Annotated in this window: 20 protein-coding genes; 10 read left to right on the top strand and 10 right to left on the bottom strand. The window is 45.7% G+C overall.

What is annotated here, in order from left to right; all coding sequences use genetic code 11:
• Nucleotides 1-91 precede the first annotated feature (91 nt).
• Nucleotides 92-1531 (top strand): 16S rRNA (cytosine(1407)-C(5))-methyltransferase RsmF, encoded by a 1440-nt coding sequence (rsmF, locus tag HUJ19_RS08020; RefSeq protein ID WP_290623232.1) that lies wholly within the window; start codon nt 92-94, stop codon nt 1529-1531.
• 34 nt (nt 1532-1565) lie between these two features.
• Complete coding sequence (locus HUJ19_RS08015; protein ID WP_290623230.1) at nt 1566-4439, top strand: pitrilysin family protein; 2874 nt, start codon at nt 1566-1568, stop codon at nt 4437-4439.
• Here the strand turns inward: HUJ19_RS08015 and HUJ19_RS08010 are convergent.
• Nucleotides 4429-5166: a general secretion pathway protein GspB gene (locus HUJ19_RS08010; protein WP_290623228.1), complete on the bottom strand. Its 738-nt coding sequence runs from the start codon at nt 5164-5166 to the stop codon at nt 4429-4431. The genes HUJ19_RS08015 and HUJ19_RS08010 overlap by 11 nt on opposite strands.
• Complete coding sequence (locus tag HUJ19_RS08005) at nt 5166-6881, bottom strand: AAA family ATPase (protein ID WP_290623226.1); 1716 nt, start codon at nt 6879-6881, stop codon at nt 5166-5168. Before HUJ19_RS08005 ends, HUJ19_RS08010 begins: the two co-directional genes overlap by 1 nt.
• Nucleotides 6882-6989: 108 nt before the next feature.
• Between HUJ19_RS08005 and HUJ19_RS08000 the strand changes: the two genes are divergently transcribed.
• Together HUJ19_RS08000 and HUJ19_RS07995 are read left to right on the top strand one after the other, a co-directional pair.
• On the top strand, nt 6990-7460 hold the full coding sequence (locus HUJ19_RS08000; RefSeq protein WP_290623234.1) for a DUF4124 domain-containing protein: 471 nt from the start codon (nt 6990-6992) through the stop codon (nt 7458-7460).
• A gap of 28 nt (nt 7461-7488) precedes the next feature.
• Nucleotides 7489-8724 carry a multifunctional CCA addition/repair protein gene (locus HUJ19_RS07995; RefSeq protein ID WP_290623224.1) on the top strand — a complete coding sequence of 412 codons (1236 nt, stop codon included), beginning with the start codon at nt 7489-7491 and terminating at the stop codon, nt 8722-8724.
• Here HUJ19_RS07995 and HUJ19_RS07990 read toward each other — a convergent pair.
• The 6 genes from HUJ19_RS07990 to folB all read right to left on the bottom strand — a co-directional run bounded on the left by HUJ19_RS07990 (nt 8698) and on the right by folB (nt 13387).
• Nucleotides 8698-9522 (bottom strand): undecaprenyl-diphosphate phosphatase, encoded by an 825-nt coding sequence (locus tag HUJ19_RS07990; RefSeq protein ID WP_290623223.1) that lies wholly within the window; start codon nt 9520-9522, stop codon nt 8698-8700. The two genes, HUJ19_RS07995 and HUJ19_RS07990, sit on opposite strands and share 27 nt — an antisense overlap.
• 789 nt (nt 9523-10311) lie before the next feature.
• On the bottom strand, nt 10312-10575 hold the full coding sequence (locus tag HUJ19_RS07985) for a hypothetical protein (protein WP_290623222.1): 264 nt from the start codon (nt 10573-10575) through the stop codon (nt 10312-10314).
• On the bottom strand, nt 10572-11786 hold the full coding sequence (locus tag HUJ19_RS07980) for an SAM-dependent methyltransferase (RefSeq protein ID WP_290623220.1): 1215 nt from the start codon (nt 11784-11786) through the stop codon (nt 10572-10574). Before HUJ19_RS07980 ends, HUJ19_RS07985 begins: the two co-directional genes overlap by 4 nt.
• Nucleotides 11787-11804: 18 nt before the next feature.
• The gene (locus tag HUJ19_RS07975) at nt 11805-12521 is read right to left on the bottom strand and encodes an SDR family oxidoreductase (protein WP_290623218.1); all 717 of its coding nucleotides are present in this window, start codon (nt 12519-12521) and stop codon (nt 11805-11807) included.
• Between the two features lie 2 nt (nt 12522-12523).
• Nucleotides 12524-13030: a 2-amino-4-hydroxy-6-hydroxymethyldihydropteridine diphosphokinase gene (gene folK / locus HUJ19_RS07970; RefSeq protein WP_290623217.1), complete on the bottom strand. Its 507-nt coding sequence runs from the start codon at nt 13028-13030 to the stop codon at nt 12524-12526.
• A 3-nt stretch (nt 13031-13033) separates the two neighbouring features.
• Nucleotides 13034-13387, bottom strand: a complete 354-nt coding sequence (gene folB, locus HUJ19_RS07965; RefSeq protein ID WP_290623215.1) for a dihydroneopterin aldolase — start codon at nt 13385-13387, stop codon at nt 13034-13036.
• A gap of 658 nt (nt 13388-14045) precedes the next feature.
• Between folB and plsY the strand changes: the two genes are divergently transcribed.
• The 4 genes from plsY to HUJ19_RS07945 all read left to right on the top strand — a co-directional run bounded on the left by plsY (nt 14046) and on the right by HUJ19_RS07945 (nt 17949).
• On the top strand, nt 14046-14651 hold the full coding sequence (gene plsY / locus HUJ19_RS07960; RefSeq protein WP_290623213.1) for a glycerol-3-phosphate 1-O-acyltransferase PlsY: 606 nt from the start codon (nt 14046-14048) through the stop codon (nt 14649-14651).
• Nucleotides 14638-15822: a Bcr/CflA family efflux MFS transporter gene (locus HUJ19_RS07955; protein WP_290623211.1), complete on the top strand. Its 1185-nt coding sequence runs from the start codon at nt 14638-14640 to the stop codon at nt 15820-15822. The genes plsY and HUJ19_RS07955 overlap by 14 nt, the downstream gene beginning before the upstream one ends.
• Nucleotides 15823-16137: 315 nt before the next feature.
• On the top strand, nt 16138-17415 hold the full coding sequence (locus tag HUJ19_RS07950; RefSeq protein WP_290623209.1) for a S41 family peptidase: 1278 nt from the start codon (nt 16138-16140) through the stop codon (nt 17413-17415).
• Between the two features lie 192 nt (nt 17416-17607).
• Nucleotides 17608-17949 carry a hypothetical protein gene (locus HUJ19_RS07945; RefSeq protein WP_290623207.1) on the top strand — a complete coding sequence of 114 codons (342 nt, stop codon included), beginning with the start codon at nt 17608-17610 and terminating at the stop codon, nt 17947-17949.
• A gap of 179 nt (nt 17950-18128) precedes the next feature.
• Here HUJ19_RS07945 and HUJ19_RS07940 read toward each other — a convergent pair whose 3' ends face one another.
• The gene (locus HUJ19_RS07940) at nt 18129-18353 is read right to left on the bottom strand and encodes a hypothetical protein (protein WP_290623204.1); all 225 of its coding nucleotides are present in this window, start codon (nt 18351-18353) and stop codon (nt 18129-18131) included.
• Between the two features lie 37 nt (nt 18354-18390).
• Nucleotides 18391-19413 (bottom strand): tRNA (adenosine(37)-N6)-threonylcarbamoyltransferase complex transferase subunit TsaD, encoded by a 1023-nt coding sequence (tsaD, locus tag HUJ19_RS07935; RefSeq protein ID WP_290623202.1) that lies wholly within the window; start codon nt 19411-19413, stop codon nt 18391-18393.
• 287 nt (nt 19414-19700) lie between these two features.
• Between tsaD and rpsU the strand changes: the two genes are divergently transcribed.
• Both rpsU and HUJ19_RS07925 read left to right on the top strand, forming a co-directional pair.
• Nucleotides 19701-19916 carry a 30S ribosomal protein S21 gene (rpsU, locus tag HUJ19_RS07930; RefSeq protein WP_290623199.1) on the top strand — a complete coding sequence of 72 codons (216 nt, stop codon included), beginning with the start codon at nt 19701-19703 and terminating at the stop codon, nt 19914-19916.
• Nucleotides 19917-19986: 70 nt separating this feature from the next.
• Nucleotides 19987-20433: a GatB/YqeY domain-containing protein gene (locus HUJ19_RS07925; RefSeq protein WP_290623195.1), complete on the top strand. Its 447-nt coding sequence runs from the start codon at nt 19987-19989 to the stop codon at nt 20431-20433.
• Nucleotides 20434-20697: the final 264 nt, after the last annotated feature.

The following is a 20697-nucleotide window of genomic DNA, read 5'->3' as shown; positions in this document are numbered from 1 at the left end:
GATTAAGCCGTTTCAAGGTAAACTAAAGGGCATCACCATTTGATGCCCTTTTTTTATTCGCCAACTTAATGCCTGTGACGGCTACAGCTTTATGACAAACATCTCACAAGACTTTATTCAGCATATCTCGCAGCAGCTTAATGACTCGGAAGCCGTACAGGCGCTACTCGATTTTAGCCAGAAACCATTACGCAAAAGTATTCGTATCAATTCATTACGCGCCGATAAAGACGCCTTGCTCAAAGAGTGGCAACAGGCAGGGTACCAGCTTGAACCCATCCCCTGGTGCAGTGACGGCTTCTGGATTAACGAAGAACACAAGGCATTGCCGGAAGGCTTCGGTAACTTCCTGCCTCATCTGGCCGGTCAGTTTTATATTCAGGAAGCCAGTTCCATGCTACCTGTCATGGCATTATTTGCCTCCCATCCTGAGCCAAATATGGTGCTGGATGTAGCGGCAGCTCCGGGGTCGAAAACCACTCAGATTGCAGCGCAAATGAATAATCGAGGGCTGGTGTTGGCCAATGAACTTTCTGCTTCCCGCATCAAGGCGCTGTATGCCAATCTTGAACGGACCGGCGTCAGCAATGGCGTACTATGCCATTATGATGGTCGCCAGTTCGGGGAACTGACTCCAGAAACCTTTGATGCCATTTTGCTGGATGCACCCTGTGGCGGCGAAGGCACTGTCCGCAAAGATCCGGATGCGCTGAGCAGCTGGTCGCTAGACAGTGTTCTGAGCATGTCTGAATTGCAGAAAGAACTGATCATCAGCGCTTTTAAAGCACTTAAACCCGGCGGCACATTGGTCTATTCAACCTGTACTCTGTCGAAAGAAGAAAACCAGCTGGTGTGTCAGCATCTGCTAGACACTTATCCTGATAAGATATCGACCTTTCCACTTGACGCATTATTTTCTGGCGCGGACAAGGTTGCGACTGAAGAAGGTTATCTACACGTTTACCCACACCTGTTTGACAGCGAAGGCTTCTTCGTTGCCTGCTTCAGGAAAAATGAAGCACCGATTGAAGAAGAGCTGGCGCTGGACAGTGATCTGGGTTCGCGTTTTCCTTTTACCAAGCTGGCAAAAAAAGATTACAGCGAACTGGCCAAACACTGCGCAGCGCTGGGTTGGTCTTTGGATTCAATCAAGCAACAGCTGTGGCAACGCGCTAATGAAATCTGGTACTTCCCGGCAGGTATCGAAAAACTGATTGGTAAACTCAGGATGGACCGGATTGGTGTTAAACTGGCAGAAAGCCATCGCAGTGGTTATCGCCTGCAACATCAGGCTATTACCGCCTTTGGCCCACAGTTAAGCCAGCAAACTTATGAACTCAATGACCAACAGGCTGTCGAGTATTATCAGGGGCGCGATATTTCAATCGGCAAGACAAGCGCACTGAAAAAAGGCGAAGTAGCAATCCGTTATCAAGGTGTTGTGATTGGCCTGGCTAAAAATCTGGGCAACAAATTGAAAAACTCGTTACCTCGCTACTTAGTAAACGACACCCCTTTTGCTGAACTATAATACTGTGGGGCATTGATACCTTTTGGAAACATTGATGAGACATTTAACAACTATTTTGACGAATACCAAAGCTGCCTTAATGCTGCTCTGTATTATTTTGCTGACATCTTGTCAGACCCTTACGCCCAGTGCAGACAATAACCGACTTCCCTTATCACCAGAGGTCACCACAGGTGAACTTAAGAATGGTATTCGTTACTACATTCATCCAAATGCCAAGCCTAAGGAACGTGCCTACATTACCTTATTGCTGAATGTCGGCTCGCTGCAGGAAGAGGATCACGAACGTGGAGCCGCCCACTTCGTCGAACACATGGCCTTTAATGGTTCAACCCATTTTAATAAAAATGATCTGGTGACCACTCTGGAAAGCCTTGGCATGAGTTTCGGTTCCGATATCAATGCTTTCACCAGTTTTGATAGCACTCGCTATCATTTGGAAATCCCAACTGACAATCCGGATAACTGGTCAACTATTTCATTAATTCTTGACGACTGGATAACAGGAGTCAAATTTGATCCGGAAGAAGTTGAGAAAGAACGTAAGGTGATACTTTCAGAAAAACGCGCTCGCAAAGGTTTAGGCGAGCGACTATCAGAAGTGCTGACACCTATCAATTTTGGCGATGCCAGACATGGTAAAAGAATGCCAATTGGTACTGATGAAACCCTGAACACGATGACCGCCGAAGATCTTAGAGCCTTCTATCAGAAGTGGTATCAGCCGCACAATATGGCGTTGATTATTACTGGCGATGTTGATCCTGAAAATGCTGTCAAATTTTTCAATAACACTATCGGTCAGATCAAACCATCCAACAGCATCAAACCTCAGGAATATCTAATCCCTGCAAAAACTGAAGCTGACTTTGAAATCATAACCGATCAGGAAATCCTCAGCAGTTCTCTGAATATACGCTATCAAACCCGTAGTGTTATCCTGGATGACTTTGATGCCCTACGCTACCGATTGCTGAATCAAATCATTGTCAGCCTTTTCAATAAGCGAATGTATGAGTTGTCTGATAGTGCAGAAAAGCCCTTTGAAAGCGCTGGTCTTGGCTATTCACAATTAGGCAATGACAAGTTGCTGTTTAACTTTTCAGTGACTCCTAAGGACGGTCAGTTTGAGCAGGGTTACAGCCGTCTATTTGAAGAGATCAAACGTGTTCAGCAGCACGGTTTCCTGGGATCTGAGCTTGAGCGTTATCGCAAAGAAGTACTTAACAGCAGCTTGTTGGCTGTAGAAGATATGGACTCGATACACTCAAGTCATCTGACTGACCGATATATGTCGCACTTCCTGTACGGTGAACATTATTTCTCAACGGTTCAGCGCCATGTGTTGCTGGAAACACTATTACCAACCATTAGCGCTGCAGAAGTCTCTGCCCACTTCAATCAGCTAGTCTCCAACCCACTTCACTCCACCATTGTTTACGCTCCAGTTGATGAAGCTCCTTCATCGGACGTGAAACACAAACTTTATGCACAGCTGGAGAAGCCTGTTCAAGTTGCTCCCTACGAAGAATCCGAACTTGATGCACCATTAATGGTTGCGCTTCCCGAAAAAGGTGAGATTCTTGAGCAGTCAACTATTGAAGCCGTTGATGCGATAAAATATCAACTCAGTAATGGTGCAACGGTGATTATAAGACCCAGTGACTTATCCAATACTGAAGTTCTGCTAGCGGCTTACGCACCGGGCGGCTATTCATTGGCCAGTGAGGAAGAACAACGCTCAGCTATGGAGTCAGCGAAACTGGTTGCTTCATCAGGTATTGGAGACTACTCACGAACAGATTTAGGTAAAAAACTGCAAGACAAAACGGTTCAGCTCAATTTAAATATTGGCCGCTACTATTCTCAGTTATCATCCAGCAGCGCTCCTAAAGATATGGAGTTAATGTTTCAATTAATCCACCTCTACTTCACTCAACCTAAAATTGATCCTGTGGTTGCGGAGAATTATAAAGAGTCTGTTATCCAATATCAGCGTAATCGTCTTAACGATCCAGAACAGCTCTATGCTGATGAGCTTCATTTATTGGTTACTAATGATCATCCGAAATCGCAGCCATGGTCTGTTGATGAAGCACAGAAAATTGATCACAAGGTAGCTCTGGATTTTTATAAACAACGTTTCTCAAAAGCCAATAACTTTACCTTTGTCATTACCGGCAATATCAAGCCTGAAGAAATAGAACCACTTATTGAGCAGTACATCGCCAGCCTTCCAGCAAGCGAAGAAACTGAAAGCTGGCGTGATGAAAATATTCGCACAGTACAACGCGATATCCACTTCTCGCGCGATACGGCTTTAGATGAAAAAACCAAAGTTCACTTGCAATACCACAAGCCAATTGACAACTACATTCCCGAGACACGATTCCGCCTTGGACTCTATGAAGAATTGCTACAGCAGGAGCTGCAGGCAAAGCTTAGAGAAGAGCTCGGCGAGGTCTATTCTATAGGTGTCGGTGCTGGTATTGATCGTTATCCCGTCGAATGGTTTAAGTTAAGCGTCAGCTTTAATGCTGAACCGGGTCGCGAACAATTGCTTATCGATACCATTCAAGAGGTTATCAAGAAGACTTTAATTGAACCGCTGCCGCAGGACAAACTGGACAATATCAAACAGCAACGACGGGTTGCTTTTGCTGAGGGTCAACAGAATAACAGCTTCTGGTTAGGACAGATTGTTTTATATGAACGTGAAAGTATAGACTACTACTATTTCACTTATTATATGGAACGTTTAGACAAAGTTACTGCTGAGCAAATTCAAGATACTGCCAAGATGCTATTAGCAGAAAGCTACCTGATAACCAGTATTATGCGTCCAGAAGATATTGAAAATTTAGTTGAACAATCTCAACAAAATTCTGAGCAGGCCATCACGGATTAACATCAGTCAAACCAGGGACAATCACTTTCTGTCCCTGGTATTCCACCAGCAAGTCATTCTCCATAATATCTGCAATCACCATCCCTTTGGTAATGGTGTCACCAATGCTGTATGCCTTACCATTAAGCATAACAAAACGATCGCCTGGTTCGGTTGCATAAATGTGGGTGGTGTAAATCAGGGTGGGCCAATGATCATGATCGATTGCTGCTAAAAACACTGGTTCACTATTATTACTTTTTGCTACCTCAACTGGTTGTTGCACACTGTCCTGCACCACTTCGGTTACCGGACGGCGACTGACCGTTTCCACAACCGATTCTGGTTGCTTTTGCACCACCGGCTGCTTAACTTCCAGCGGAGCTTTTTTAATGACCAATTGAGGATTGCTTGTAAGCCTATCTGACTGACTCTTTATTTGTTCAACGGGCGCAGCTTCCTGTGTTGTTGTTTCTGCTGGTGTCAGCTGCGGCTGCCTCTCTTGAGCTACGGGTTGATGATTCATTACTACTGACTCTGAAACCGGCAGCTGGTGCTCAGGCTTCAACAATAACCAGATCACAACGGCAGCCAGAATGGCAATAACTACCAAAAGCGGAAAAATCCATCGCTTATTGTCAGTGTCTTCCATAAAGGCGGTATGCTGGTGCTCACTACTTAGATTTGGCACATCACCATCTTTCTGGCCTGATTCGGTTTTTTTAATCGCATCTAGAATATAAGACATCAGTTTTGCACCTGTAGATTTTCCACATACAGCTTCGGAATACCGGGCTCTGCAAAATTGTTAATCATCATGATTGAATGCTTACCAAGAATACCGTCAGAAACCAATCCATGCTCCATCTGAAACAGGGCTAACCAATCTGCGACCTGTTCAGTGAAAAGATTAGCTGGCTCCAGACTGATACCGTCTGAGCTTTCAATGAAACGGGTCAGCCAGACAACTTCAGTACCACGACCACCGATACCAACCGGCTCTCTAAAGCCAGAAGGTTTTTTCCAGAACAGTTGATACTCACCCGTCCACATAGGGTTGAGTTTTTTCCGCTCAATGGTGACCTGGTTATCACCAAACTGCATCACCACAGACTGCTCCTCAATTTTAATCAAGGTACCCCAGAAATCGCCACCCTGCGAGGTTGTAAATTTTAAGTTTGCCGGACGATTCAACTGGGTTAAAAACTTCCAGTTGGTAGTTCCCTGATCACAACCCAGGTTATAAGTTGCCGCATAAGCACAAGCATCGGTCGACTGAAACGGCAGATAACTGACACCCCACAGGGCGAGCAAATTTTGCTTGGCAATAGCGCCACTACGATCCCAGCTTTGCTCACCCCAGAACTCTTCCGCCAGCTCACTTGGACTTTTACTGATGGAACTGTTTAACAGGGATTCTTCTGCCGTGGGCAGGCTTAACTCGTTTATCTCCACATTAGTGTCTGAGTCGGTCACTTGCTGTTTGCTCTGACTGACAACTGGTTGCTCTGTTGTTAACTCAGAAACGTTTTCTTGTTTCTCGCTGAACAAACCAAACGACCAGGCAGTCACGCCCAGGGTTAAACCAACCACAAGCGCAGGCACGGCCCATTTCCAATGATTGATGACAGAGCTTTTCTGTTGCGTGTCTGCCTTGTCACCCAGCACTTCAGTTACTGCCTTATTAACCGTTCGCACATCCACGTGATGCAGATTTTCAGCAAAGGCACCCAGCATGGCACGATCACTGATGACGTTAATCAGGCGCGGAATGCCAGCACTTGCCTTGTGAATCAACTTAATCGCCTTGCCTTTAAAAACCGGACGCATGACGCCAGCAATTCGTAAGCGATGTTCAAGGTACGATTTGGTTTCGTTAAGGGATAAAGGACGAAGGTGATATCGGGCAGTAATTCGTTGAGCCAATTGACGCAGCTCTTTTTTGGCCAGCAACTCCTGTAATTCAGGCTGACCAATTAAGATGATCTGTAATAGCTTTTTCTGATTGGTTTCAAGATTGGTCAGCAAGCGTATCTGTTCCAAAACTTCCACACTTAAATTCTGTGCTTCATCAATCATCAGCACCGTATTCAAACCCTGCTCATGATTGTCCAGCAAGCGACGGCTCAGTAAATCGGTAAAAGCCTTCAGGCTCGATTCTTTGGGGTCATACTCAATGCCCAGCTCATCGCACATGGTCGCCATCAGCTCGATGGCATTGAGCTTTGGATTAAGAATATAGGCAAGACGAACATTGGCAGGCAACTGCTCCAGCAGGCAGCGGCAAACAGTTGTTTTACCGGTTCCTACTTCCCCGGTCAGCAGTACAAAACCACCACCGGCACCAATCCCATACAACAGGTGCGCCAGGGCATCACGATGCCGCTCGCTCATAAACAGATAACGAGGATCGGGCGCGATTGTGAAGGGTGTTTCTTTTAATCCAAAGAAATCGTTATACATATCTGGCCTATTTCCCAAAGTTCCCTATTGAATATTGTATAGTTATTGTGCTTTGCATATTATGACCCATAAATTAATACCTCTCAATCTAAGGGATAGCGTGTGAAGATGCACGGACTTTTACTCACATTTACTTTGATTATCATGCTCTGCCTCACCGCAGGTAGCAAGGCTTATGAAGGCAAAATTTACAAATGGAAAGACAAGGATGGCAAGCTCCACTTTTCAGACAAACCTCCTAAAGATCAATCCATTAAAGTCGAAGAGCAAAAAGTCGATAGTAGCAAATTGACCGTTACCAGCATGCCTCGTTCACAGAGACAGACACCGCTGACTGCGGGTCAATGTCAGGCGGCCATTGATAATCTTAAGCATACCGAGCCACTGTATCGCGGTGAATTAGTGGAAAAACTGGCCAAAAAAGAGATTAATGATGAACAGTTTGCTCAACGGCTGGCCAAACTCGATGATTTAAAACTCATCACCAGCCCTGATAATTGCAGAAAAGCTGAATCTCAAGACCGCTCTTTGCTAAACTGTATTGCACAAAGTAAAGACGCTAGAAGCTGTATTAAATAGCTCCTTTCGCTCATTCGATAAGGCCAATATGCAAATCTACCTGGTTGGTGGCGCAGTTAGAGACAGATTACTCGGACTCAGGGTTGTCGATCACGACCATGTGGTGGTTGGCGCGACTCCTGAGCAGATGCTGGCCAAGGGATTCAAAGAAGTGGGCAAAGATTTTCCTGTCTATCTGCATCCAAAAACTGGCGAAGAATATGCACTGGCCAGAACCGAGCGCAAGTCCGGCAAGGGCTACAAAGGCTTTAACGTCGACTTCTCACCTGATATTACTCTGGAACAGGATTTGATCCGTCGCGACCTGACCATTAACGCCATGGCAGAGGATGAAGCGGGCAACATTATCGATCCGTTTCAGGGCCAGCAGGATCTCAAGGCCAAAATTCTGCGCCATGTATCTCCAGCCTTTGCCGAAGACCCTTTGCGGGTGCTGCGCGTGGCGCGTTTTGCTGCCCGCTTTGCTCACCTTGGTTTTATTATTGCCGATGAAACCTTTGCTCTAATGCAAGAGCTTTCCTTTGGTGATGAACTAAAACACCTCACTCCTGAGAGAGTATGGGCAGAAACGGAAAAAGCTTTAGCCACCGAATCACCCCAGGTCTATTTTGATGTGCTTCATCAATGCGGTGCGCTGGCAGTCCTGATGCCGGAAATGGACTGCCTGTGGGGTATTCCCAATCCTGAAAAGTGGCACCCCGAAATTGATACCGGCATTCATACCCTGATGGTCATAGAACAGGCGGCAAAAAAAACAACTGACATACGAATCCGTTTTGCTGCAGCCATGCACGACCTCGGCAAAGGGGTTACACCTCGCGAACAATGGCCACAGCACCGCGGACATGAAGAGTCAGGGATTCCTGTGATCAAAAAACTGTGTAAGCGATTAAAAATACCCAAGGTATATGAGCAGCTGGCGACTCAGGTATCACGCTATCATTTGCATAGTCATAAGATGTTCGAGCTGCGTCCCAGTACCATATTGAAAATGCTGAAAGGCCTGAGCGCTTATCGCAATCCTGACTTTTTAGAAGCCTTTATTCTGACCTGTGAAGCAGATTTTAACGGACGCCTCGGTAATGAAGATAAGCCTTATCCGCAAGCTGGTTTACTCAGACAATGCTTCAAGGTATCTGAAACGGTTGATGTTCAGTCGCTAATTGAGAAGGGGTATGAAGGAGCCAAGCTCGGTGAAGCCATCGACCGAGCTCGACTAAAAGCAATAAAAGGGCTCTTAGCTCATAAATACGATAGCGAATAAAACCACACCGAGAATCAGGCGATACCAGACGAATGGCATAAAGCCGATCTTCTCAAGCCATTTCAGGAACAGGTGAATACAGGCAAAAGCACTCAGCGCCGAAACCACAATGCCTAAAATTAAAAAATCCCAATCGAACTTAGCACCTTCCTGAGCCAATTGAATACCTTTCAAACCACCGGGCAGGACAATCGCCGGAATCGATAACAGGAAAGAATAGCGAGCGGCAGCAGTACGAGAAAAACCTAATAAAGCCGCCGCAGTCATGGTAATACCGGAACGCGATGTGCCGGGAATCAAAGCCAATGCCTGCGCACCACCAATAGCAAAAATATCGCGCCAGCGCAGTTGATACTCATCCTTAAACTGCTCAGGCGATTTGCCCTTGTATTGACGCTCCGCATACCACAACAACAAACCAAAAATAATGGTGGTAATTGCGATCACATAAGTCTCACGCAGATATAGATCGACAATATCAAACGCTTCCAAAAACAAACCGAATAAACCGACAGGAATGGTACCGAAAATCACCGCCCAGGCCAGACGCGAATTAGGCGTTGGCTTACCACCAAGCACCGCCTTAAACCAGGCACTAATCATCTCAGCCACTTCCTTACGGAAATAAACCAACACCGCCGTCAGCGTACCCACATGAACCGCCACATCAAACGCCAAACCCTGATCCTGCCACTGCAAAACCTTCGACGTAAGAATCAAATGTGCCGAACTCGAGATCGGAAGGAATTCAGTTAAGCCCTGAATTAATGCTAGAAATAATGCTTGAAGCCAATCCATATTATTTTCCGGTTAATTTTTTTCTATAACTTTAATATCAATCTAATAGTTAGGTTAGTATTACATAATTGTCCTTTTCTTTGCGCGTCCAAAGAAAAGGACGAAAAGAAAAGACGCCCCAATCGTTAGGTGCTCTGCACTCCCCTCGCTCATCAAAGCTAATAACGCGCCGCCAATACGTAACGTCCTGTTCCGAATTGGCTAAATTGGGCGTCCTACCCAATTTACGCTATAGCTTTTCTTCGCTCGGCTAACTCCAGGGGTAATTGGAGGTGCCGGTAAGGCCATTACAAAAACATTTAGCCATTAATCTTTGCGTGAACCTTTCTAAAAACATCTCGTGCAATTTTTTTAAGTAAAAAAACTATCAACTCTTATCCTTTCCCAACCTATAAAACTATGACCTTATTATAATCAATAATTGTTTCAGGTTTGCACCAACAATCCCCTTATATTGAGCTGAGACCAGAACTAGCTATAGCAATTCAAAACAGGACGTTTTGAATAGTAAAATTCGGGCCAGGGATGGAACGTATTTTACGGTGCGTTAAGTAGCTAGAGCTGGTCGAAGGTAGTCATTCTATGAATGACCTCAATATCGGGGTGGCCTTCTCTTTGATTACTTTCTCTTGCACCAAAGGCATTCCCGCTGGTCGCCATGCAAGAGAAAGTAATTCGCCGAGGGGCGAAAACCAAACTCAAATTAAACACAAAAGTTAATTTTTTTATCAAAATTTATATCAATATCAATCCAACAAACCATAACGACAAAATAACCAGTAATATTAGTTACTTAGTTAAGCCGACATAAAACCCATACAACATCACCTGAATAAAAATCAAAAACCAAAACCAGGCACCGAAGCCGACGGCTTTGGTGGTGAAGGTATCGAGTTTTTTACTTTTCCAGACCAGGATGGTTGATATTACAGCTGAGTTGATGACAGCCAGGCCGACCAGCCAGTACCAGTTATCTTTGCTGCTGGCGGCAAACGCCAGTTGGGGTAACAACAATAGCGCAATGGTGATCAGTAGTTTAATGATGATGTTCATAGTCGGTGTAATTTGTTGCTCAGCGCAAAACCTTTTAGTTGAACGGGACAATTTTTAGCGGCGATCAGGACCTTGCAGTTTTCGCCCATCTCGTCCGGCATCAGCAGTTTTTTGAGTTGCTGGCTGATTTTAACCTGCGCCATTGTATCAGATCCGAGGGTTTCGGCTAGCTTTGCGGCTTGTCTTTCGATGCCACTGGACATCAAAAACAGGGCTTGCTCGCAGTAACCGATAATCTCAGCACCTAACTTGTGTGCTGTATAGGCCAGCTGACTGAAGTTAACCGAAGCAGTTATGTCCTGCAATCCGGGCAACATCAGCGGGTCATTGTGTTTGTGCTGACGGTAATAACATTGCAAAGTACCCTGCGTTCTTTGCGGAGCATAATACTCATCGGCGCTATAGCCATAATCAATCAGGATTAAAGCGCCGCTGGTCAACGACTCCACCAGTTCGGCTAACCAGAATTCGGTTTGTAGGTGATGTTCGGTGGTGTAACCATGCGACCACTGGCGTATATAGGGATTAATTTCCAGGATCGAGCCTGCGTCCTGCCAGCTTAGTCTGAAGCCAGAGTCATCCAGCTTGACCTGCGCCTTTTGCGCTGCCTCTTTTTGCTTTCGCACCAGGTCTACTGGCAAGGCGTCCGCCACCTCATTGGCAAAGATCACACCAGCAAACTGGCTAGGCAATCTATCCAGCCATTCGAAACGATCAACCAGGTGTGGAATAGCCTGCTCAATAGCCTGTCTTTGGCGCTGCTTTAAATCTGCTGATACTTCCAGAATTGCGTATTTGTGCGGCAGCTGGTTCTGCGCTTCGAGCTCTTTCATCAGCTCTACCGCAAATGCTCCGCTGCCAGCACCCAGCTCTAATACAGCCGCCTCGCTTTGTGCAAAAATCTTGACAAAACTCTTGGCCAAAGTCTGAGCAAATAAAGGCGACAGTTCAGGCGCCGTCACGAAGTCACCGCCCTCGCCAAGCTTATGGCTACCAGCGCTGTAATAACCCAAACCGGGTTCATATAGAGCGTGGTGCATAAACTGACTGAAGGGAATTGCGCCTGTTTTTTCTATTTCGCCGGCAATCGTCTGACTCAGGCGATAGCTGGCTTTGCCCTGCACGCCATTAACCGAAGGCACTTTCAATGCCCGACACTGCTGCGTTAGCCAGTCAAAATAGGTTGGATAGTCCTTTAAAAATTGCACCATAGCTTTAAATAATCTTCATTAGAGAAACTCACCGCCATCGACCGGAATGACCGTGCCGGTGATAAAGGATTGTTGAATCAGAAATGCGACCGCGTCTGCAATTGCCTGTGGATCGCCGGTTCGCTTGAGCGGGATCTGCTCGGCCATGCGCGCAAAGTGATCAGCATCTGCGCCTGGCGGTGGCAAGATAGCGCCCAACGCCAGTCCATTAACCTGAATCTCTGGTGCCAATTCACGCGCCAGCGACTCGGTCAAATGCCACAGTCCAGCTTTCGACAAACGATATACAATGTGGTCACCTGCCGGATGATTGATACGGGCATCAAGGATATTGATGATATGAGCATGCTGGGGCTTGCTTGCCGCAAACGCCTGACTTAATAACAGTGGTGCGCGCAAGTTAAGATTCATCACCTGATCCCAATGGGACAGGTCATCAGCCAAGGTATCATTATCCGGGAAAATTGCAGCGCTGTTGATTAAGATAGCTAAATCACCCAACTCTCTGGCTTGATTAATGCTCTCTGCACAACTGTCTGGATTGCCTAAATCTGCTTGAATCAATTTAACACGAGCGCCAAGTGCTTCAATCTCGCTGGCAGTTTGCCGAGCTTTCTCAGCGGAATGATTATAGTGCAACGCAATGGCAAAGCCCTGCTTGGCCAACTCCAGTGCGATGGCTCGCCCTACGCGAATGGCACCGCCTGTTATGATTGCAACTTTCTGCTGACTCATGCTTATTGACCTTTTTCTGATTGCCAATCGAAATCAATGGCCCACAGTTTCTGCTGGTCTTTCTTATCGAAAGCCTGCCATAAGTCCTGGTAACTTTGCTGCACAACCGGATGCTTTCTATCTGGCTCAATTTCCGCTAAAGGCTGCAACACAAAGGCATGATGCAAGATCTCACCACGCGGCAAACGGATTGGCTTATCGCAAACAGTGTCGTCATACAGCAACAGATCAATATCCAAAGCCCGATCGCTAAACTTAGGCACATCGCGACGACGTCCGGCTTCTTTTTCTATCGCTTTAAAAATCTGCTCGACCTGAGCAATGGTCATCTGGGTTTCCGCTCTTGCCACCAGATTAAGAAAATTATCGCCTTCAAAACCCACCGCTTCACTTTCATAGACCTTCGACAGTTTTAAATAACTGAACATCTCATCAAGCCGCTGCACGCCAAAACGAATCTGACGCGCTGCATCCTGATTACTGCCGATACTGATAAAAATGGTAGCCATAAGTTATTTGGTGCCACGCTCGATAATAACGCCAACATTCTTTGAGCCACGAACAGCGCCAGGTTTACTGAGTTTTAATCTAAGCCACGGCACATTGAATTCATTACGCACAATCTCAGCGATTTTTTCCGCCAGGGTTTCCACCAGCTGAAACTCTGACTCTTCAACGAATGCAATTATTCGTTTGGCCACCGACTTATAATCAAGACACTTATCAATGGTATCTTCCTGTGCCGCAGGCTGAATATCATGCGCCATTTCCAGATCAATGCTGATGGTTTGACGGATTTGTCGTTCCCAGTCGTAAATCCCAATGACCGTATCTACTTTTAAATCTTCAATAAAAACGATGTCCACACGCGTCTCTTGATGTCATGATTAAATTTGATGTGGGCCATAGGATAGCAAAGAAACGGGCATTTGATTACACAAATAGGACTCTAAAGTTGACATTTAAGTAATAGAAAGACAAATCCTAATCCATTATTCCGTAAAGCCGATAATCCACCTATTACCTAGACACATTCCTAAACTTACCTTTTCGCCCCTCGGCGAGTACCTTTCTTTTATATGGCTAAAAGAAAGGTACCAAAGAAAAGGCCACCCCGTGATTGAGGTTTCGCTTCGCTCAACACCCCTCGTCTCCACCAAGCCACTTAACGCACCGTAAAATACGTTCCATCCTTGGCCCGAATTTTACTATTCAAAACTTCCTGTTTTGAATTGCTATGTCTTGGCTACTACTCAGCTCAATCAAATGGGGGTTGTTGGCGTATGCCTGAACATGAGTTCTTAAACAACTCCGTTCGATCATTTAATTAACCTAATGAACATGCTTTGGTTTTAACTAATTGGCACTATTCCCATGACCTGATTAAAAAATAACAGTATCCTATAACAAATCCACTGACGCTTTGGTTCCACCGGCCAGAACGTCGGTCAATAAGATGGAGTTTGTCTGGCTAATGTCTGCTGTTGTGATCACGAAACACTGCGCAAGGGATAATAATTAACAATGGAATGGGAAATCGTTGCTCTTTGGGTGCTGGCCTATCTGACTGGCTCTATCTCAAGTGCGGTTATTGTCTGTCGGATTATGGGCTTGCCGGATCCACGTGATTTTGGCTCGCATAACCCCGGCGCGACCAATGTGCTCAGGCTGGGCGGTAAAAAGGCGGCAATTTTTACTCTGCTCGGTGATATGCTGAAAGCGATTATTCCGATCCTGATTGGTTATGCTCTAGAGTTGCACAACCGAAATCTGGGCTGGGTTGGCTTTATGGCATTTATCGGCCACCTGTACCCCATCTATTTTGGCTTCAAGGGCGGCAAAGGCATGGCCACCTACTTTGGTGCTCTGGTGGCGCTGTCGCCATTATTACTCGCCTACTGCATTGTGACCTGGCTAGTGACCGCTTTCTTTACCCGTTATGCATCATTGGCATCCATACTATCCAGTTTTGCTGTTGCCGCCTTCGGTTTTTATCTGGATCATAGGTACTTCTTTCCACTGTTTGCCATGTTCCTGATATTAACCGCCAGACATCATCGCAACATCCGAAACCTGTGGAACGGCACCGAACGCAAAATTACTGATAAGAGAAGCAATGACCCGCAATAACATCAATATAGCGCACCTGTTACCTCTGCTTGCCTCAATGGTGGCTATCACACCACTGGCTATTGATATGTACTTGCCAGCAATGCCAATTATCGCCAAAGAGTTAGGTACTACATCAAGCGCGATTCAGGTTTCGCTGAGCCTCTACCTCGCCGGTTATGCGCTGGGCATGATGTTGTTCGGTCCTATCGCTGACCGCATTGGCCGGCGCAAGGTTGCGCTGGTCGGTTTGACCGGCTTTATTATCACTTCCCTGCTACTGGCCTTTACCGAGTCGGTGAATCAATTCCTGGCTTATCGCTTCGTACAGGCAGCCTTCGGTAGCGGCGCTACGGTGGTTGTGCCGGGCATTATTCGTGATCTGTATAAAGAGCACACTGCAAAAGGTTTGTCTTACGTCAGCCTGATTATGATGGTGGCGCCGATGATCGCCCCCGGTATTGGCAGCTTTATTCTGGAACTATCGGCCTGGCGCACCATTTTCCTGAGCCTTGCCGGATATGCGATTCTGATTCTACTGTTGGTCTTTTGGAAACTACCGCACGGCCTTCCTTTGCGCTCGAATCGTAAATGGCTGCATGAGTTCGCCAGTAACTACAAGCTGGTCTTCAGTCATCCAGCCTCCAGACTTAACATCATCAGCTCCATGATGGGTTCTTTTGGCTTCTTCTGCTATATCACCACCATTTCCTTCGTCTATATTGAGTATTTTGGTGTGACCGAAGGGAAATTCAGTATCTTGTTTGGCGCCAATGTGGTCGCATTAATGATCACCAACATCATTAATACACGAACCGTTGAGCGGGCTGGCTCCGCCAGAATGCTAATGATTGGCACGGTTATCGCCAATATCTTCGCCCTGAGCCTGCTGCTGATCACCCTATTTGACTGGGCTTTGTATTGGACTGTGGCTGCTTTATTCCCGTTAATTGGCTCGCTGGCGCTGATAACGGTTAATTCAGATGGCCTGATTCTCAATCAATTCCCCCAGCAAACCGGTACTGCCACTGCAGTGATCGGCACCTTACGCTTTGGTAGCGGCGCCCTTGCCGGACCAATTCTGGCCCTATTGTTCGATGGTACACCGCTAAATTTCGCCATTCTGATGTTTGCATCCGTTGCCATCGTCATGATCGTACAATTAGTCAGACATCGGCTGCGCCTTACCTAACTCATTGTTTTTAATATAATCATTTCTCAAAATTGCGAACTCGCCCTGTTCTCAAGCAAGTTTTACATTTGATCGGCAAAGTTCATTTGATATTAACACTAGATCGATGCTTACATGGTTAAATATTAGACAATTCTCTAACAGGAGAAAGAAACTTTCGAGAAAAGTGTCAAACTTTTTTACATTTTATGGATGGAATTAGTTGTAAAAAATTCTGACAGGTATATTATAAGCATCATACAGATGTAAAAAATCCTGACAGTTTTAGTGATTAATACAACTTCTTCAATTAGGTAACCGACCAGGAGGGTCCAAATGAAGTTTTTCAGTAATAAAGCATTATCCGCTCTCTTCGCGCTACCCCTATTGGCGGCCTTGACCGTTAATACTGCCAGCGCTGTTGATCAGGTGGCTGCCGAAAAATGGAGTCAGGACATTGATGCATACTGGAGAATCCTTGAAGAAAAGCATATCGATCTCTACCACAAGCTTACCTACAAAGATTTCGAGCGCGAAATCAACACCATCAAAAGCCAGCTTCCTGCGCTGACTCATGAAGAAATCATTATTGAGCTGATGCGCCTGACCCACAAAGTCGGTGATGGCCACACTACGATTCCACTATGGGATCAGCAGTTACACAAGTTCCCGCTCGAGCTGAAAGTCATTAATAATGAAGTGCTTGTGACTGGCTCATCCAATGAGTACGCCAACCTGATTGGTAATCAACTGGTGGCGATTAACGATACGCCCATCGAAAAAGTCTATGAGCTGTTCGCACAGATTGTGCCATTTGCTGAAAACGAGTACTCAACCCCCATTCGAGTAGCTGACTATATGTTAACCGCCGAGCTATTACGTGGCTTCGGTGTTATCGACAGCCTGGATTCGGTTGAATTTACCTTCAAGAACTTTGACCAAAACTTCAAATACAACATGGCTGCCAGTACTCAGAATCAAATTACGCAGCGCATCAATTTTAAGCAAAAACTACCTTTCAAACCTTATGGGGGTGTTGATGATCACCTCTGGTATGGGGCTGCCGACAAAGGCAAAACTGTTTACATTAACTTTGAAAAATACAGCTCCATGTCCAAAATGGACGAGATGTCAGCTGAGTTATTGCGCTTCATCAATCACTACAGAACCGAAAACCTGATCATTGACCTACGCGGCAATCAAGGTGGCGACTTCTTTATAGGACTTAAGTTAGCACAGGTGTTAGTACTTGCTAACAGCATCAACTGGAAGTCAGGTGTTTATGTCATGATCGACAACAACACCTATTCAGCGGCCATGTCCAACGCGGCTCAATTTTCTCAGTTACTTAATGCAACCCTGGTTGGCCAGCCGACAGGTTCAAAACCAAGCGGCTATCAGGATATGTGGCAATTCAACCTGCCAAACTCAGGCCTGATCGTGACCTACTCTAAAAGAATGTACCGTTTTAAAGATGGTGAAATGGACGCGGTCTTCCCTGATGTAGCGATTGAGCTGACTGCAGAAGATTATATGCGTGCCAACGACAAAAGCCTAGGCTGGGTCATTCAGGACATCAACAGCCGCAAAACACATACAGTTGTTCAGAATTAGGAAGTTTAAGACATAGTCATAAAGTAGATAGAAACTACCCCTCGCTGATTGATTTTCAGTGAACCCGCCGGCTCTTTCGAGTCGGCTTTTTTAACGGTCATACAACGACAACAATAATTAAAAATTAACGACACAAACTTGCGATATAACATAACAGCAAGATATTGAAGCATATAGCAACGGAGAAAAAGGATGAATGGAGTAACACGATTAGTACTTATTGGACTCATTTTCAGCACTGGGATCACAGCCGGCTGTCAGCAACACAATGAAAAGCCTCGCCTTGACACCAGTAGTCAGCAAACCTTCATATCAAGCCTGCAACAGGTTCGCTCACAGGTGGATGAAACCAGACTCAAGCGCTTTGACAAAACCATCCGGCATACATTGGAAAGCTATAGAATCCAAAAAGAATATAGTCTGCTTCCGACCAGCAACCCGCTGAACGGATTGACCGCAGAAGAGATACTGGAATTGCCTGTAAGCAATCAAAGGCAAAGCATCCGAAGGCTGCGAACCTGGGGCCGTATCTAAAACTTACTGGGCGGCATAATCTTCCTGTAGGTTGGAAAAGACTCGGAACGAGTTGCCTTCCAACATTGGATCGGGCGACTGCAGGTCGCCCCTACGAATGATGCTTGATGTAGGCCCGTGATGTGACTGTAGAAGAAGGCTCAGGCGCTAGCCGTAACCCATCCTTCAATCTTAAAAACTTATGATTGCTCAGATGGTGTGGAGCCAGCGTTTTTTTCCTTCATAAAGCTCAATATAACCAGTGCTATAAGGCTTAACGGTGGAACAAACGCCAGAAAAAAATGAACGATAGTTACAGGGATAACACTTTTAACCCGAGTCTTTGCCAAATAATAGGCCAAAGGGGTGGCAATCAAAACCCACACAAATATTACGTTTACAGCCAAAGTCGCATCAATATTCATTTCTTTACTCCATGTTGTAATTGATTTTAAAAAAAGTCTAACCCAAATCCGCTATCGGCCACCGTGGTTGTGCCCGAATCACTGACTCTTCAAACTGCCCTTGTTGTTTAAGGATAGCCTGATAACGACAATAGCCGGCATAAGCTATCATTGCGCCATTATCGGTGCAGAATTTCAGTCTCGGGTAATAGGCTTTTCCACCTTTACTTTCCAGTAAATGAGACAACTTTTCGCGCAATGAAATGTTGGCGCTTACTCCACCTGAAACCACCAGAGCCCTGTAACCTGTCTGTTCAAGTGCACGGCGACACTTGATATAAATAGTATCCACTACGGCTTCCTGAAAAGCATGGGCAATATCAGCCAGATCCTGTTGCGACTTGTCTGAATCACGGTACAAATTGGCTACTGCGGTTTTCAAACCGCTGAAACTGAAATCCAGTCCAGGCCTATCAGTCATAGGACGAGGTAATTTATAGATCCCGGGACGCCCTTTTTCCGCCAGCTTTGCCAAAGCTGGCCCACCGGGATAACCCAGTCCCATAATTTTCGCCGTCTTATCAAAGGCTTCGCCAGCCGCATCATCAATCGATTCACCGAGAATGGTGTACTGCCCAAGGTCCTGCACATCAACCAGCATTGAATGCCCACCTGACACCAACAAAGCGACGAACGGGAATTCCGGTTTATCATCCTCCAGCATCGGTGCTAACAAGTGCCCTTCCATATGATGCACGCCAATCGCTGGCACATCCCAGGCATAAGCGAGACTTCGACCAATACCGACACCGACAAACAGCGCCCCAATCAGGCCTGGGCCCTTGGTGTAGGCAATGGCGTCGATATCAGCAGGCGTACACCCTGAGTCAGCCATAACCTTTTTAATCAACGGAATCGTCTTGCGCACATGGTCACGGGAAGCCAGTTCAGGGACCACTCCGCCATATTCAGCATGCAGCTTCACCTGGCTAAACAACGCATCTGCAATAATGCCCTGCTCGCTATCATAAATAGCAATACCGGTTTCATCACAGGATGTTTCAATACCAAGGATTTTCATGAAGTTACTACCTTATATAAGCAGATTAATTACCAGGATGACTTAAGTGGTCACCAAAGAATCGGCAATTTTAATGGACTTTGCTTTATTTAGCGAGTTTCGTCCCCATATCTCATACCGACTCTAAGTCCGGATTAAATCAATATTTAATGGGTTTATCTTTGCTTTTTGATCAAAAAATGATTAAAATTTGCGCCCTCTTGGTGATTCTCTCGTTTCGCCAATGGTAACGTACTGATTTTATTTACTTTTTAATAAACATACATTTTAAGGTTAGGTGATTTTTAATGCCAAGCGTAAGAGTTAAAGAAAACGAGCCATTTGACGTTGCATTACGTCGCTTCAAGCGTTCGTGCGAGAAAGCAGGTATTTTGGCTGAAGTTCGTAAGCGTGAATACTACGAGAAGCCAACATCTGTTCGTAAGCGCGAAAAAGCTGCGGCAGTAAAACGTGCAGCGAAAAAAGTATCTCGCGAAAACGCTCGTCGTATCCGCTTGTATTAATAGTTGTTTGGGCTTTTCTTTAGGAAGCTAGAGAAGAGCCTAAATTCTATTAGCTATAAAGGATTAACACATGTCTGCTCTTAATGATCAAATAAAAGAAGCCATGAAAGATGCCATGCGCGCCAAAGATAAGGCCCGCCTGTCAACCATCCGTTTAATCCTGTCTGCTATCAAACAAGTCGAAGTCGATACTCGAGCCGAGTTAGACGATACCGCGATCCTTGCCATCCTAGATAAAATGGTCAAACAGCGTCGCGAATCGATCAAGCAATACGAAGATGCAGGCCGCCAAGAACTAGCCGACGTCGAACACGCCGAGATCGAAGTTCTCCAGGAATTCCTTCCAAAGCCACTCACTGATGACGAAATTGCCGAACTTATCGAGCAAGCCATCAGCAGCACCGGCGCAGAATCCATCAAAGACATGGGCAAAGTAATGGGCATTTTAAAGCCACAATTACAAGGCCGTGCCGATATGGGACAAGTCAGCGGAAAAATCAAAAGCCGTCTGGGTTAGTTTTCCCTGTTTATTTTTGTTCCGTCATACCGTGGCTTGACCACGGTATCCAGTGACTTTTACCACTCCTACATTAATGTTTTCGCTACTCAGCGAGTTACTTTTCTTGCGTGGTCAAGAAAAGTAACCAAAAGAAGACCACCCGTATATTGAGGCCACGCTTCGCGTGACTGCCTGCGCCACTCCCAAAATACTTAACGCACCAGAATTTACATCACATCCCTGTGCTGAAAATTCTTATCAAAATCCTCCAAGATTTTGATT

This window comes from Kangiella sp. (genome assembly GCF_014762745.1).
GTDB lineage: Bacteria > Pseudomonadota > Gammaproteobacteria > Enterobacterales > Kangiellaceae > Kangiella.
The sequence above is the reverse complement of the archived record's forward strand: the minus strand, read 5'-3'. Positions and strand labels throughout refer to the sequence as shown.

Coding starts and splice junctions, on each gene's coding strand:
- HUJ19_RS07950 (WP_290623209.1), top strand. CDS start 16,138: ATGAAGTTTTTCAGTAATAAAGCATTATCCGCTCTCTTCGCGCTACCC.
- rsmF (WP_290623232.1), top strand. CDS start 92: ATGACAAACATCTCACAAGACTTTATTCAGCATATCTCGCAGCAGCTT.
- HUJ19_RS08000 (WP_290623234.1), top strand. CDS start 6,990: ATGCACGGACTTTTACTCACATTTACTTTGATTATCATGCTCTGCCTC.
- HUJ19_RS07940 (WP_290623204.1), bottom strand. CDS start 18,353: ATGAATATTGATGCGACTTTGGCTGTAAACGTAATATTTGTGTGGGTT.
- folK (WP_290623217.1), bottom strand. CDS start 13,030: ATGGCTACCATTTTTATCAGTATCGGCAGTAATCAGGATGCAGCGCGT.
- HUJ19_RS07945 (WP_290623207.1), top strand. CDS start 17,608: ATGAATGGAGTAACACGATTAGTACTTATTGGACTCATTTTCAGCACT.
- HUJ19_RS07995 (WP_290623224.1), top strand. CDS start 7,489: ATGCAAATCTACCTGGTTGGTGGCGCAGTTAGAGACAGATTACTCGGA.
- rpsU (WP_290623199.1), top strand. CDS start 19,701: ATGCCAAGCGTAAGAGTTAAAGAAAACGAGCCATTTGACGTTGCATTA.
- HUJ19_RS07925 (WP_290623195.1), top strand. CDS start 19,987: ATGTCTGCTCTTAATGATCAAATAAAAGAAGCCATGAAAGATGCCATG.
- HUJ19_RS07955 (WP_290623211.1), top strand. CDS start 14,638: ATGACCCGCAATAACATCAATATAGCGCACCTGTTACCTCTGCTTGCC.
- HUJ19_RS08010 (WP_290623228.1), bottom strand. CDS start 5,166: ATGTCTTATATTCTAGATGCGATTAAAAAAACCGAATCAGGCCAGAAA.
- HUJ19_RS08015 (WP_290623230.1), top strand. CDS start 1,566: ATGAGACATTTAACAACTATTTTGACGAATACCAAAGCTGCCTTAATG.
- HUJ19_RS07990 (WP_290623223.1), bottom strand. CDS start 9,522: ATGGATTGGCTTCAAGCATTATTTCTAGCATTAATTCAGGGCTTAACT.
- plsY (WP_290623213.1), top strand. CDS start 14,046: ATGGAATGGGAAATCGTTGCTCTTTGGGTGCTGGCCTATCTGACTGGC.
- HUJ19_RS07975 (WP_290623218.1), bottom strand. CDS start 12,521: ATGAGTCAGCAGAAAGTTGCAATCATAACAGGCGGTGCCATTCGCGTA.
- tsaD (WP_290623202.1), bottom strand. CDS start 19,413: ATGAAAATCCTTGGTATTGAAACATCCTGTGATGAAACCGGTATTGCT.
- HUJ19_RS08005 (WP_290623226.1), bottom strand. CDS start 6,881: ATGTATAACGATTTCTTTGGATTAAAAGAAACACCCTTCACAATCGCG.
- HUJ19_RS07980 (WP_290623220.1), bottom strand. CDS start 11,786: ATGGTGCAATTTTTAAAGGACTATCCAACCTATTTTGACTGGCTAACG.
- HUJ19_RS07985 (WP_290623222.1), bottom strand. CDS start 10,575: ATGAACATCATCATTAAACTACTGATCACCATTGCGCTATTGTTGTTA.